Raw genomic sequence first — 14,705 nt, 5'->3', positions numbered from 1 at the left:
CCGTGGCCGTGGCCGTGACTCTCGCCCTGGTCGTGCGAGTGATTCGCCTGGTCAGACATCGTCGTGGTCCCCCATCCGGTAGGTCATCGGCTCGCTCAGGCGATCTCGTACCGGAAGTCGGCGGGAGCGGGGCGCTCGTTGCCGATCATCATGATCAGGAGCGGGGCCTCGCCGGTGGCGTCGAGCCCCAACTCCTCGATGTAGGAGACGTTGTCGAAGCCCAGGGCGACACCGCAGCCGAGTTCCAGCGCGCTGCACGCGGTGTACGCGGACTGCGCGACGGCGCCGATGGTGGCGTTGACGAGGCGGTAGCCGCGGTCGCCGACCGCGTCGAGGACGGCGGAGGTACGGATCGTGGGCACCAGTACGGCGCCGGCCTGCTCCAGGTTGTAGTTGGAGAGGAAGTAGTTGCGCTGAAGGAACTCACCGGGGCGGCCCGCCTTGACCAGCCGCAGCTCGTGCGCGTCGGGGTCGTACGCGTACGCCCCCGGCTCCAGTCCCTCGACGTGGTTGACGAACGCGTACAGGTTCGTGAGCCGTACGCCGCCGTCCTCGGTGCCGGTGCCGGTGTCGCCGCCGAGGCGCGAGCCCGCCACGGACGCCGCGAGGCAGGCCGCCAACTGCCCGCCCGTGACCGGCCTGCTCGCGTCGAAGCGGCCGAAGCTGCTGCGCCGGCGGCGCAGCACGGTCCGTACGTCGGCGGGCATCGGCCGCGCGGCGGGCAGCGGCGCGAGCGGCAGTTCCGGGTCGGCCGGGGGTGCGGCGGCCGGGGCGAGCGCGCCGGGGGCGGGCCGCTCGGTGGCGTGCGCGGAGGTCGCGGCCTGCATCTTCAGCAGCGCGTCGAAGGTGAAGACCTCGCGTGACCGCTCGACGTCACGGCGCCGTACGGAGACGTTCGCAGGGACAGGGCCGGCGGGCGCGGCGGCCGGACTGCCCTGCCCGCCCGCCCACTTGAGTGGGATGACGGCGAAGACGCCTTCCTCATCGCCCCGTACCCCGAGCAGCTTCTGGAGCCGTGCCTCGTCGAACCACATCGCCGGCTCGACGGCCAGGCCACGGGCGCCCGCCCACATGCGCCACGTCTGCACGGCGGCGCCGAGGTCCATGCTCACGGCGTGGAAGGAGAAGCTGTTGTACTTGAAGGAGTTCTGCCAGTACTTGATGCCCAGGACCAGGTACTGATCGGTGGGGGTCCCGGCGGCGTACCCGCCCAGCGACGCGCGCACCTGGCCGGACACGTCTCCGGTGAGCAGGCGCTGCATGGTGTGGTGGCGGGTGGAGTAGTAGTGCACGCCCGGCGTGACGGGGCCGCGCGGCCCGGAGACCCAGTAGACGCTCACGGGGTAGAGGCCGCCGCCGGAGGCGGAGCCGCGCGACCAGTTGGCGAGCGGGTAGAAGGGCAGGGCGCTCAGGTCGGTGTTGGCCTGGACGCCGAGCCGGCGGCCGGTCAGTCCGTACGAGTCGAGGAGCATCCCGGAGAGCGACGTCAGGTCGAACGCCCCTTCCGCCGTTGGGCCGTTGTCGCCGCCGGAGGCGCCGAAGTCCCCGAAGTCCCCGAAGTCCCCGAAGCCGCCGAAGCCGCCGAAGCCGCGGTCCAGGCTCGCCTCCGCCGGATAGCCGGCGGCGGGCAGCGGCAGGCTGTCGACCCCCGGGTAGTACTTCGCCTTACGCGGCCCGTCGGACCAGTTCGGCACGTAGTCGGCCGGTGGCATCGGGACCCGGCCCCGCTGCATGATCGCGGCGGCGTAGTCATGGGCGTACCCCACGGTGGTACTCCTCTCAGGGGAACGGGTGCGGCGCGAGGTTCAGATCGGCGTCGGTCAGGTCGTGTGCCCGCAGGCCCGCCTCGCGCAGGGCGGTGCGCAGCCGGGGCATGCCGAGCGCGCGCTGCCGGGTCCAGCCGAAGTCGATGGGCAGCAGGCCGGGGACGAGCACGGAGACCGTCGTCAGGCCGAGGTCACGCTGTTCGGGCATGGTCTGGTCGACGACGACCACGTCGAATCCCTTGTCGGTGACGGCACTCACGCACCGTGTGAGGTCGTCGCGCAGGTCGTCGGAGACGGGCGGCAGCGAGCCGTCGCCGTACGCCTGCGCGAGTGACCGCATGCGCGGCCGGGGCGCGCCGGGTTCGCCGATCAGGAAGTGGGCGTTGTTCCCCATCTCGGGGATGCCGTAGGCGAGCGGATGGTCGTGCAGCGCGGCGACCTTGCCGTAGTCGGTGGCCATGGCGCGCAGCCGGACCTCGTCGCGCTCGGTGCGGCCCCGGAGGTTGACGGCGTCGGTGGCGATCTCGCACAGCGCCCCGGCCAGTGCGGACTCCGGGTCGAGCCCGGCGCCCGCGCCGAAGCACATCCGGCCCCTGCCGCCGTCGGGGCGGACGGCGACCCCGGTGATGACGGGGATCGGGAAGCTGATCCGGGTGTCGAAGAAGCGGGCCTCGTAGCCGTACATCTCCAGCCGGTCGACCATCTGCCGGGTGGCGGCGCGGGTGCTGGTGCGCGGGTCGAGTTCGGGGAGGGCGGCCCGCCCGTACCAGGTGAGGAGGAACGCGTCGCGTTCCACGACCTCCATGAGGCCGAAGTAGACGGCCTCCTCCATACAGCCCCCGGACGCACAGCCGTTGGAGCTCTCCTGCACGAACCGGTTCTCCAGGCCCGGCGCGTGATAGTACGTCAGCACCTCCGGTACGAGTACGGGCCGGTGGTCGCGGAGCGAGTAGCCCCAGACCCAGGGGAGTTCACGGTCGGGGTGGAACGGCGTGACGCGCGGGTTGGCGCGGTGGAACTCCTCGGAGTACAGGCCGACTTCACGCGGATCGAGTACGTGCTCACCGGCGGCCCGCAGGCCGTTGAGCGAGCCGTGCGTGCTCGCCGTCTTGGCGCGCGAGCGCATCCCGGCGTACCGCTCAAGCCCCTCCAGGACACCGATGCGCACGCTCTGCGCGAAGGTGTCGGCGTGGCCGCCCCAGAACGTCTCGCGCAGGTAGTCGCCGCTGCGCATCGAGAAGCAGCCGATGGTGGCCGAGGTGGAAGCGGAGGAGATGTCCTGCACGACGGAGGGACCCAGCGAGCCGCAGACCGGATTGGCGTACGGCTCCACGGGCAGCTCGTACGCGCTGATGTCGCGCAGCCGGAAGCTGCCGGGCCGGTGCTTGGGCGCCGGGTTCAGGGTGAGGACGGCCGCCTCGGCGGTGTCTTCCTCCGCACGTCCGCAGCGGGGGCATTCGGGGTCGGGCACCAGGGGGTAGTGCCGTACCCGAAGCGTCTCCATGTCCACGAGATGGACCGCCGGGAAGGAGCCGGTCGACGGCCCCTGCCCGGCGAGTCTGGCCGCGACGATCCCGGCGAGGGCGTCGGCGGTGAACGGGGTGATGTACGGCGACTCCCCGGCGGCCCGGGTGCCGGAGCCCAGCTCCAGGGCCTCGCGCAGCGCGACGGAGCGCACGCCCTGCCAACGGCGGGCGAGACAGCGGGCGCACGGGCGGTGGGTGGCCGCGCCGTCGGCACTGTCGGCGGGGAACGGTCCGACGACGGCGTGCCGGCCGTAGAACCGTACGGGCACGCCCTCGGCGGGTGCCCCCGGTGTCCCCGGAGCCCCCTCCTCGTCCGCGAAGGCGTCGTGGACGCCGAGCGGCGCGATGTCGAGCGCGGGCGCGGGGGCGCCGCAGGCGGCGAAGCCGCGGCGCATCAGCGTGGCGAGGTCGCGGGCGGACCGCTCCCAGGGCTCAGCCGGCATCGGGCGCACCCTCCGGGCGTGGGCGGCCCGTACGTCCGGTGGTGAGCAGGACGCGCGCCGTGCTGATGCCGCCTGCGGGCAGGTCGGCCGGGGTGGTGGCGACGTACAGCACGTCACGCCCGGCGTCGCGCAGCCGCTCCAGGACCGCCTCGAACGTGGTGGCCGTCGCGTCGGCGGCCACCGGCTCGGCGGTCAACAGGACCGTGGCGGCGGCGAGTTCACCCATCAGTGGGTCGCCGGTGTCGACGCCCGGCGCCGGCTCCTCGGCGTCGAGCTGCACCTGGCCGATGAGGTCGCGGAGCGCGGCGCACGCGGCGGCGGTGCGGGAGAGCCCGGCGGCGACGGCCCAGCGGCCCCGCCCTTCCGGGGCGGACCCGCCCACGCCGCCCGTCTCACGGGCCAGCACGACGTGGGCGCCGGAGTGCTCCCGCTCGCCGAGGTCGACGAGTTCGGCCCGGATCCCCACGTTCGGCACGGACTTGAGCAGGAACACCAGCTCCGGGTCGGCGTCCGGTTCGCCGGCCGCCGGGGAGGTGACGAGCGCGCCGGGGGCCTCGCCGCGTACCGCCCGCAGCAGGGCCCCGTGGGCGAGCGCCGAGAGCAGACCGCGGCCCGCCGCCTCCTGCGGGGTGGGGCCCGCGCCCGCGCCGGCGGTGGTCGCCTGGTGCAGGCGTTCGGTGTTGTACGGGCCGAACGGCCGCACGGCGGCGGCCGGTACCCGCACCGGCTCCTTGGTGAGCAGCGATGTCGCGGTGAGCCAGGCGCCGACCGCCCCGACGCCCGCGCCGGTGCCGCTGCCCGTCGTCAGGCTGTCGGGGGCGAGGGCGGCGGCACCGGCCGCGGGCGCGGTGGTGTCGGGGGTGACGGGCACGACGTGCTCGACGTACGTCTCGGCCGCCGCGTACAGGGCGCGCAGCCGGGCGCCCGCCAGGTGGTGCACGTCGAAGGCGGCGATCCGTCTGCGCGGTCCGTGGCCGACGGCCAGCTCGACGCGGCTGATCTTGAGCGGGGTCTGGGTGAGGCTCTCGTCGTCGTACCGGCTGAAGACGCCGGTGAAGGGGCGCACCAGCGCCGTACTGATCCGGTTGAGCCCTTCGACCAGTGCTTCCGCCTCACCCGCGCTCTCCACGGTCGGTGTGACGGGGAGGGTCGGTACGCCGGGCAGGGCGGGGCGTGCGGCCGTCTCGGCGGCGGCGGCCGGCGCGCACAGCGCGCAGCGCGGGTGGGGCTGCACGGGCTCGGCCATGACGTCGAGGGATTCGAGATCCTGGACGAGTACCTGCCCCTCGGTCTCGGCGGGCAGCACGCCGGTGGTGAGGCGGAAGATCTCGTAACCGAGGAGGTTGCCGGACATCGCGGCGACGGGGCCGGTCGGCGCGGACCGCCCCGAAACGCCGCCGGTGGCGCCGCCCGCGACCTCGCTCCAGATGTCGGCGGCCGTCCCGGCGTCGGTGTTGCCGCCGAGGCGCAGCACCGCGCACGACCAGCAGCCGGTCGAACCGGCCCTGCTGAGCGGCCCGGTGACCGACCGGCGGCCGAACGTCCAGGCGGGGATGAGGGTGGCGCCCTGCGGGACGCCCGCCGACAGCAGGGCGTGGGTGCGGACGGCGGAGTCGGCGCCGGTCACGACGACGACGTCGTAGCCGTCGAGCGCGGTCCAGTCGGGGTGCGCGGGGAGGCTGTCGAGGGTCACCGGGCAGTCCTGGGCGGCCAGTTCGGCGATCTCGGCGAGCAGGGTCCGGTCGCTGTGCGCGTCGCCCTCGACGGCGAGAGAGGCGCAGCCGTTGCGGACGAGGCTGAGCGCGCACCAGCGGGCGACGGGGCCGGTGCCGAGGATCGCGACGCGGGTGGTGCGGTAGCGGCGGAAGCGGGCGGGGGCACCGTCGGCGTAGTGGTCGGCGTACGCGATCTGGGCGGCGAAGCGGGTGGTGACCGCGCCGGTGAGCGGAGCGGGGACGGGGGTGCCGGGGGCGTCGGGGGTGCCGGGGGTGCCGGGGGCGTCGGGGGAGTCGGGGGAGTCGGCGGTGCCGGGGGCGTTCGGGGCGGCGGGGGCGGTCTCGTCCTCGGGGATGTCACGGGCGAAGCCGCGCTCGTACAGCGTCTTGACCAGCTCGGCGGCCATGGCCCGCTGGGCGGGTCCGAAACCCTGGCAGATGTCGGCGAGTCGGTGGTGTCCCGCGAGGTGCGGCACCATCAGCGAGGCGAAGCGGTACGCCGTACGGCCGGTGAGGTGGAAACCGCCGTCCGCGTTGTGGAAGAGGACGCCGCCGGGCGTCTCGGTGAACAGCACGTCCCGGCGGACCCGGGGCCTGGTGCCGGCCAGGGCGTCGAAGGCGGAAGCGCCGGACGCCGCCGACGCGTGAGCCTGAGTCTGTGCCTGAGCCGCCGGAGGCGCGACGGCTGTCGGAGCCGCCGTCGGAGCCGCTGTCGGAGCCGCTGTCGCTTCTACAGCCATGGGATTCACCTGAGACCTCCAAGGATGCCCCGGCCTTCAGGCCGGGGAGGAATCGGACTCCTGCGGAGCCGGGCGGGGAACGGGGTTTCGCCTCCATGGCGAAGGACCGCCCACGCGGTCGGGTGGAACGTCCGCCGTGCGGTGCGAGAACCAAGCGCGTGCGCCGTGCCGCGAGGACGGCTGATCGAGAACCGGGACAGCACATGCACCTCCAAGCTTTGCCGTATCAATCCGGGCTGGTTCCAACCCGGTTGGCGCTGATCGTGGAAGACCTGTCGGGCCGTGGGGTCCGCGGGCGGCGTGAGCCAGGAATCCCCCTGCTTCAGCCGGTCGAGGATTCAGACCTTCTGTATCGGCCGGGACCGATACGGCGCGGTTCTGCGCGCGTACACACGCAGCAGTTCGTGCACCCGGTACGGGCCGGGCGGCCCTTCTTCCAGCAGTCCGGCGTCGGCGAGCCGGTCCAGTACGTCGTCCGCCTCGAAGGGGGACATCCCGAGCACCCGCACACTGTCCTCCGCCGTGAAGTGGTCCGGGATCTGCGCGGCGACCTTCAGGAACGCGTCGGCGAGCCGCGGGTCCAGCCGGTCGAGCGCCCCGCCGAGCACCCGGTGCACCGACAGTTCCGGCGAGTCGGCGAGCGAGAGCCGCGCCAGCGGGTCCTCCGCCAGCCAGCTCACGGAGTCGGCCAGCCGCAGCGCGGGCCGGGTGAGCAGCCGGGCCGACATGATGCGCAGGGCGAGCGGGTGGTGTCCGCAGGCGGCGGCGAGCCGGCGGGCCGCCTCGGGCTCCGCCTCGACGCGTTCGGCGCCGAGGACGGCGAGCAGCAGCGCGTACGACTCCTCCTCGGCGAAGGTGGAGAGCCGCAGCACCCAGCCGCCGTGGGTGGCGACGAGGCCGGCGAGACCGCGCCGGCTGGTGACGATCGCCGCGCCGTCGGCGCCGGCCGGCAGCAGCGGCCTGACCTGGTCGGCGTCGACCACGTCGTCCAGCACCAGCAGGGCGCGCTCGCCGCGCACCTGGTCGCGCAGGGCGGCGGCCACCTCGGCCGCCGCGTCGTCGGGGCGGCGGGCCGTACCGTCCGGGCCGACCATCCGCACCAGGAACAGGCCCGCGGGGAAGCTGTCCCTGACCTGGTGCGCGAGATGCCGGGCCAGCGCGGACTTCCCGATGCCGGGTGCCCCCGACACCAGCAGGGTGACGGGTTCCTGGCCGGGCGCGGTCAGCCGCTCCAGCAGGGCGGTGGTCTCGGCGGCGCGCCCGGTGAACGAGTGCACGGCCGCGACCGGCCCCACCATGGCCGAGGGCGGCGCGGCGGGGGCGGTGTGCTGCCGTTCGGCGGCGCCGCCGGACAGATACGCCGGGCCTGCGGGGTGCCGGTCGTCGGCGGGCCCCAGGTCCTCGCCGCGCAGGATGGCCAGCTCCAGCCGGCGCAGCGCGGGCGAGGGATCCACGCCCAACTCGTCGTGCAGATAGTCCTTGACGACGCGGTACTCGGCGAGCGCCTCGGTCTGCCGGCCCGTGCGGTAAAGGGCCTCGATGAGCTGTTCCCGGAACCGCTCGTGCCCGGGGTGGGCCCGGCTGGCGCTCCACAGCTCCACCAGCGCCTCGCCGCAGCGGCCGAGCAGCAGCTTGAGGTCGCAGGCGCGCTCCAGGGTGCGCAGCCGCTCCTCGACGAGCCGGGGGACTTCGTCGCGGTGCAGCACGTCGGAGCGGACATTGGCCAGGACGGAGCCCTCCCACAGCGACAACGCCCCTTTGAGTACGCGCAGTTCGCTCTCCGGGTCGGCGATGTCCGCGGCGCGCCGTACCTCGTCGCGGAAACCGATCAGGTCGAGATGCCGGGGTCCGGCCGTGATCCGGTAGCCACCGGGCACGGCCTCGATCGGGGTCTCGGTCACCCCGTGCTTGGTGAACAGCCGGCGCAGCCGCAGTACGCACGTCTGGAGCGCGGCGCGGGAGGTGGCGGGCTGCTCCTCGCCCCACATGGTCCGCTGCAAGTAGTCGGCGGAGACGACCGAGTTGGCATGCAGGAGCAGTGAGGCGAGGAGGATCGTGGGTTTGGAGGGCTGAAGGACGACGGTGTCGGGACCGTCCGTGATGCTGAGCGGCCCGAGGAGCTGAAACCGCACCGGCTACGCCCTCAGTCCCAGCCGTTGACAAGCTGGCTCGTGGCCACGGCGTCCCCGGCGGCGGGCGCGGAGGCGGCGGCCGTCCCCGCGGACAGGGTCAGTGCGGCCGTACAGAAACCAAGGGCGAGCGCGGTACGTGCGGTGCGAGCGGTGCGCGAACGGGCCGTGATCATCCTGGAGTTGCAGTGCGGTACACCGAGCACAATTCCCCCTGTTGAATCGTTCCGTCGGACCGGATCGCTTCCGGTGGGACGACGATGACAGCGGGTGTCTCGAAATGGGGGGCCGGGCCGTGTCAGCTTGCTGCATCTACGCGCGCAGCTTGTTGTCAGCACCGCTCTGACCAGGGGGAAGGCAATCGGCTCCGATAGGCGTGAAGAACGCCCACCGGAGCCGAAAACCTACGTTCGCCGACCAAATCTGTCCGGCGGCCACCATTCGGGCGGCTCGATGCCACTAATCCGTGGCGATCGCGTTCAGGACGTTCATGCGGCCGGCCCGGAAGGCCGGGACGAGCGCGGCGAACAGTCCCACGAAGGCCGAGGCCACGAACACCCCGATGATGGTCGGCCACGGGATCTCCAGCACCCCCAGGCCCTCCAGGGCGAGGACCTTCTGTGCCGCCGTGCCCCAGCCCATGCCCAGACCGAGCCCGAGCAGGGCGCCGAACAGGGCGATGACCACCGACTCCAGGCGGATCATGCGGCGCAGCTGACGGCGCGACAGGCCGATGGCCCGCAGCAGTCCGATCTCCCTGGTCCGTTCAACGACCGACAGCGCGAGGGTGTTCACCACTCCCAGCACCGCGACGATGATCGCCAGTGCGAGCAGACCGTAGACGATGTTGAGCAGTTGGCCGATCTGGTCCTTCAGATCCTGCTTGAAGTCCGTCTGGTCCTGGACCTTGTACTGCGGGTACGCCGCGAGCGAGTCCTTCAGCGCCGCGTACGCCTCCTTCTCCTTGCCGTCCTGGGCCGCCGCGAACATGATCATGTTCTTCGGCATCTTCGCCGCGGGCAGATACCGCTCGGCGGTCGCGATGGAGATGTACTTGGAGCCCTTGTCCACCGCCACGTCGTCCGACGTGATCGCCGCCACGGTCAGCTCGGCGCTCTTGCCGCCCTTGAACGCGGCGGTCAGCTCGTCCCCGACCTCGACCCCGTGCTTGTCGGCGAACGTCTCGCCGACGGACATCGAGTCCTTTCCGTACGCGGCGGACAGCTCACCCGCGACGGTCTCGCGGCGCAGATCCTTGGCGTACGTCGGATCGGCCGCCGACAGATCCTCGTCGACGGTCTTCCCGTCGGGCGTCGTCAGCTTCGTCGCGACGATCTTGTACTCGGTGACATGCGCGATACCGGGTGACTTCTCCAGTGCCGCCTGGGCCAGCGGCACGATCGGCTGACCGGTGCCGGACTCGATGATGAAGTCCGCGCCGACCGTCTTGTCCAGCTCGTCCGTCGCCGACGCGACCATGGACGAGCCGACCACCGACAGACACGCCACCAGGGCCAGCCCGATCATCAGGGCCGCGCCGGTGGCTCCCGTACGCCGCGGGTTGCGCAGCGCGTTGCGCTCGGCCATCCGGCCGACCGGCCCGAAGACCCGCAGTATCACCGCGCTCAGGATCCGGACGAAGAAACCGGCGAGCAGCGGGCCGACGACGACGAAGCCGATGAGCGTGAACACCACACCCGTACCGAGGAACAGCGAGCCCTCGCTCGCCTTGTCCGCCCCCGTGGCGACGAGGAGCGCGGCGACGCCGCCGGCGGTGAGGACCAGGCCGATCGTGCCCCGGATCCGTCCGGCGCGGCCGTCGGCCGGCGTACCGGCGTCACGCAGCGCCGCCATCGGCGAGATCTTCCCGGCCCGGCGGGCCGGTATGTACGCGGCGAGGACGGTGACGACGACGCCGAGCACCAGCCCGATCGCGGGCGTCGTCCACTTCACGGTCAGATCCTGGGTGGACAGCTCCATGCCCATGGACGACATCAGTTCCATCAGGCCGACGGCCAGCCCGACGCCCGCGGCGACACCGGCGACGGACCCGACGATGCCGAGCAGTACGGCTTCCAGCAGCACCGAGCGGTTGACCTGCTTACGGCTGGACCCGATGGCCCGCATCAGGCCGATCTCGCGGGTCCGCTGGGCGACCAGCATGGAGAAGGTGTTGACGATCAGGAAGATGCCGACGAGGAAGGCGATCCCGGCGAAGCCGAGCATCGCGTACTTCATCACGTCGAGGAACGAGCCGACGCTGTCCCTGCCGGCGTCCGCCGTCTCCTTCTGCGTCTGGAGCTTGTACGTGCTCCCGAGCGCCCCCGCCAGGTCCGCCTTCAGCCGCGCGTCGCTCACGCCCTGCTCGGCCGCGACGTTGATCTGGGTGAACAGGCCGGTCGCGCCGAGGAGTTCACGCTGGGCGGTCGCGGTGTCGAAGTAGACGATCGCGGCGCCCGGGTTGGTCACCTTGAAGGCGGCGATACCGACGATCTTCGCCTTGAGGTCACCCGTGACCACGATGGTGCGCAGCTCGTCGCCGAGCTTGAGATCGTGCTTGTCGGCGGTGTCGGCGTCGACCATGACCTCGGTGGGGCCGCGCGGGGCGTGCCCGGAGGTGATCTCCATCGACTTCAGGTCGTTGTCCGTCCAGTTGCCCGCGATCGTCGGGGCGCCGCTGGACGCCCCCACGTTCTTGTTCTCGGCGTCCACGACCGTGACGCTCATGCTGCTGACCGCGCCCTCGGCGGACTTCACGCCCGGCGACTTCTCGACGCGTGCGACGACGGAGGCCGGCAGCGACTCGGGCTTGCCGGTCTGCGACGGCGAGTCGTCGCCCGCCGCCGCGCCCTTGGGGCTGACGGTGACGTCGGACGACGACGCGGCGAACAGCTTGTCGAACGTCGTGTTCATGGTGTCGGTGAACACGAGCGTCCCCGAGACGAACGCCACCGACAGCAGGACGGCGACGGCGGAGAGCGCCATACGTCCCTTGTGCGCGAGGAAGTTGCGCACCGAGGTCTTGACGACGGTCACGAGGTCCGCCCCCGCGCGTCGAAGTTCTTCATCCGGTCGAGAACCTGCTCGGCGGTCGGGTCGCGCATCTCGTCGACGATCCGGCCGTCGGCGAGATACAGCACCCGGTCCGCGTACGAGGCGGCGACCGGGTCGTGCGTGACCATCACCATGGTCTGCCCCAGCTCGTCCACCGACCTGCGCAGGAAGGCCAGCACCTCGGCGCCGGCCCGCGAGTCCAGATTGCCGGTCGGCTCGTCACCGAAGATGATGTCGGGCTGGGCGGCGAGGGCGCGGGCGACGGCCACCCGCTGCTGCTGCCCGCCGGACAGCTGGGTGGGCCGGTGCTTGAGACGGTCGGCGAGACCGACGGTCTCCACGACCCGCTGGAGCCACTGCCGGTCGGGCTTGCGGCCCGCTATGTCCATGGGGAGCGTGATGTTCTCCAGGGCGTTGAGCGTCGGCAGCAGGTTGTACGCCTGGAAGATGAAGCCGATCCGGTCCCTGCGCAGTCGCGTGAGCTTCTTGTCCTTGAGCTTCGTGATCTCGGTCTCGTCGAGATGGATCTCGCCCGAGGTCACGGTGTCGAGCCCGGCGAGGCAGTGCATGAGCGTCGACTTGCCGGAACCGGACGGGCCCATGATCGCGGTGAACTGCCCGCGGGCGATGTCCACATCGACCTGGTCGAGCGCCACGATCCGGGTCTCCCCGGAGCCGTACGCCTTGACGACCTGTCGCGCCCGCGCGGCGACGGCCACGCGCCCTCCCGTGCCCCCGGGCCTGGGGATGGTCATAGCCGTTGTCACCGTAAGTCTCCTAAGTCCATCGATAATTGGGCGTCGTGAGCCGCGCCGCGCGTCCGCGCCGTGGGTAGTGGGATGGTGCTGATGATCGCGATCGCGATGGTGATCGCGCTGCGGTCGTGATCGTGCCGCGGTCGTGCGGCGGGGGTCGTTCCCGCTCCGACTTGAGTCTGCGCGCCCGACACCGTCCGGCGCGCTGGGGAAAGGCACCCACTTCTCCTGGGGTTTCCCTCAGGACTTCCGGGTGCTACCCCCCCCTGGAACTGTCTTCGAAGTCCCGCCCTCCACCGGGGGGACCGGCCCCCCGACCGGTCCCCAGCGGTGTAGGACCAACTTAAAGAACGGCACACTCCCTTCTCGTCCTCCGGCGGGACGAACCGCCCCCGGACGTAAGTAGGGAGAACCACCTAAGGGCCGTCCACCCTCAGGTGGAGCGACCCTGAGGGTCCGCGGCGGCGCTCACCGACCGCGCGGCCGAATTCCGTGGCGCCGCGCCGCTTCCCCGTCCACGAGGACCCGCAGACGGCCAAGGACCCCGGAAAGGATGTACGGGCGCGGCCGCGCTGAGACCGTCACGCGCGGGAGGCCGTCAGACCGTCACGCGCGGGAGCGGGGGTGGTTCTGGTCGCGCCAGGCCCGAGGCGAGATTCCGTATGCCTGTTTGAACACCTTGCTGAAATGGGTCGCGTCAGCGAAGCCCCAATTCCGTCCTACCGCCGCGATGGTCCGCAACCGGCCGTTCACACCGGCCAGTTCTCGTCTGCATTCGGCCAGGCGGTGTGTACGGATCCAGTCTCCGAGGCTGATTCCCGACCGGGACAGCACAGCGTAGAGATGACGCACGGAGATGTCGTGCGCGGCGGCGATCCGTGCCGCCGACAGATCGGGATCAGCCAGGTGCGCCCGGATGTAACGAGTGATCCGCAGGCCGAGTGTTGCCTCCGCCGGTCCTCTGGCCAGGTCGGCGTCACCGTGCTGGGACGTCAGGACGGCGCGGAGCAGCTCGACACTGGGTTCCACCACGGCGGCGGCGTGCACGCCCTGGTGCATTTCCTCGCTGACGGCCAGTTGCGAAAAGTAGCTGAAGGCGAGGCGTGCGATGGGATTGTCGGATCCCAGGGGAACCGCGGCGATATCCCGCAACAGCCGCTCGGGGAGCGCGAGCGCGGCGCGGGGAAAACGGAAGAAGTGCTGGTCGACTCCCTCGTCGAAGAGAAGTGTGTAGGGAACGGTGGATTCGTAGACGGCGAAGGTTCCCGGCTCCAGCAGGCACTGGCGGCCGTTCTGCACCACCAGGCTGGTGCCCGTCACCTGAAGACCCACGAAGACGGCCGGCTCCTCGTCCTCCCGGGCCAGCCGCGCCGTCCGACGGACAGTGACCGCGGTCGCCCGCGCCGAACCGACCCGCAGAGGCCCAACGGTGCCGAGCCCCATGCGAACCGAAATGTCCTCAGCCCGATAACGATGATCGATATCGACAGCCACCATGGATTCCCGCATCGCGTCCCGGAGCGCTTCCTCCCGGTCCTGCGGCGGCATGAACGCGGTGTCCAGCATCGGGCTCATGAGGCAGACCTTCGCCCGCATCGGACATGAAGCCCGCCGGCCAAGACCTCGGCCCGCTTCTCCACAAGTTACTCCTCGATACGGACAGTTCCCGAGGCCAGTTTGACAGAATTGCCTCTTTCCACGCAACGCGCGCCGGCGGCACACAGCGGATCTCGCCCTACGGGGCGTCATTTCGAGACGCTGCACCACTGACAAAGTTCCCTGCGTGAATGACAAAGTCCGAAGCCCACGCCAACCCTAGGGTTGGCATCGGAGTTCGCGGCCTGCGGTTTCTCCGAACCGCCTCAGGAAGTACGAGTCATGAGTCGGGCGGGAACTCGCCGCCCCGGTCACGCGGCCGGGCGGCTCCCCGGGTCCAGGGATGTCAGTCACCTTCGCCAAGCGCAGCGATCAGTGGCTCCTCACGCCCGTTCCTCAGACCCAAACCCTCGAAAGGGAACGAGCTGTGTTCAACATCAAGCGCGCGGGTGCGGCGGCACTCGCCACCGCCGCGCTCGCCGGGACCTCCGTCGTCGCCGCGTCCCCGGCCTCGGCCCTGACGTACAAGTGCAAGACCAGCGAGAAGTCGATCGACGACCCGTCCTACTCGGGTCCCTGGGCCGACAACTGGGACATCACCGTCAAGCTCTGCTCCGCGCGCTCCGGCTCGACCGTCCACGCGTACGCCTCCGTCTCGTGGGACGGTCCCGTCTACGCGCAGGTCGACAACACCGGCATCTTCAACGACGCGTACTTCAAGCTCCAGGTGAAGAAGAGCGTCAGCGGCACCGACCCCGTCGTGAAGTCCAAGAACTTCGGCGGCATCGAGGCGAAGCTGGAGAACTCCAGCGCCAACGCGAACTACAACGGCAGCTACAAGACGTCGACCATCTCCTACGCGGTCGGCGGCACCAGGGGCCTCGCCGACGGCGAGCTGCGTCTGGACTGGGCCAACGACGGCAAGGGCCACCAGACCCACGGGTACAGCGCCTCGCCCACCGTCTGATCCGACCGCGAGCC

Annotated in this window: 9 protein-coding genes; 1 reads left to right on the top strand and 8 read right to left on the bottom strand. The window is 71.5% G+C overall.

Annotated features, from left to right (window positions below):
• Positions 1-95 precede the first annotated feature (95 nt).
• From OG700_RS24605 to OG700_RS24570, 8 genes are all read right to left on the bottom strand, one after another.
• Positions 96-1,766, bottom strand: a complete 1,671-nt coding sequence (locus OG700_RS24605; RefSeq protein ID WP_405617064.1) for a nitroreductase family protein — start codon at positions 1,764-1,766, stop codon at positions 96-98.
• A 13-nt stretch (positions 1,767-1,779) separates the two neighbouring features.
• Entirely contained in the window at positions 1,780-3,735 is a 1,956-nt protein-coding gene (locus tag OG700_RS24600; RefSeq protein ID WP_405617062.1) for a TOMM precursor leader peptide-binding protein, read from the bottom strand.
• On the bottom strand, positions 3,725-6,190 hold the full coding sequence (locus OG700_RS24595; protein ID WP_405617060.1) for a TOMM precursor leader peptide-binding protein: 2,466 nt from the start codon (positions 6,188-6,190) through the stop codon (positions 3,725-3,727). The genes OG700_RS24600 and OG700_RS24595 overlap by 11 nt, the downstream gene beginning before the upstream one ends.
• 338 nt (positions 6,191-6,528) lie before the next feature.
• Positions 6,529-8,322, bottom strand: a complete 1,794-nt coding sequence (locus OG700_RS24590) for a BTAD domain-containing putative transcriptional regulator (RefSeq protein WP_405617057.1) — start codon at positions 8,320-8,322, stop codon at positions 6,529-6,531.
• 11 nt (positions 8,323-8,333) lie between these two features.
• Positions 8,334-8,495, bottom strand: a complete 162-nt coding sequence (locus OG700_RS24585; protein ID WP_405617055.1) for a hypothetical protein — start codon at positions 8,493-8,495, stop codon at positions 8,334-8,336.
• A 283-nt stretch (positions 8,496-8,778) separates the two neighbouring features.
• Positions 8,779-11,355: an ABC transporter permease gene (locus OG700_RS24580; RefSeq protein WP_405617053.1), complete on the bottom strand. Its 2,577-nt coding sequence runs from the start codon at positions 11,353-11,355 to the stop codon at positions 8,779-8,781.
• Complete coding sequence (locus OG700_RS24575) at positions 11,352-12,140, bottom strand: ABC transporter ATP-binding protein (RefSeq protein ID WP_405617051.1); 789 nt, start codon at positions 12,138-12,140, stop codon at positions 11,352-11,354. The genes OG700_RS24580 and OG700_RS24575 overlap by 4 nt, the downstream gene beginning before the upstream one ends.
• Positions 12,141-12,734: 594 nt before the next feature.
• Positions 12,735-13,703: a helix-turn-helix domain-containing protein gene (locus OG700_RS24570; RefSeq protein ID WP_405617049.1), complete on the bottom strand. Its 969-nt coding sequence runs from the start codon at positions 13,701-13,703 to the stop codon at positions 12,735-12,737.
• A 448-nt stretch (positions 13,704-14,151) separates the two neighbouring features.
• On the opposite strand from OG700_RS24570, the gene OG700_RS24565 reads away from it, so the two are divergent.
• Complete coding sequence (locus OG700_RS24565) at positions 14,152-14,691, top strand: hypothetical protein (RefSeq protein ID WP_405617047.1); 540 nt, start codon at positions 14,152-14,154, stop codon at positions 14,689-14,691.
• The last annotated feature ends 14 nt before the right edge of the window (positions 14,692-14,705 follow it).

The sequence above is a fragment of the Streptomyces sp. NBC_01508 genome (assembly GCF_045040315.1).
Taxonomy (GTDB): domain Bacteria; phylum Actinomycetota; class Actinomycetes; order Streptomycetales; family Streptomycetaceae; genus Streptomyces.
Note: the sequence above shows the minus strand (reverse complement) of the source record. Positions and strands in the feature narration are given on the sequence as shown.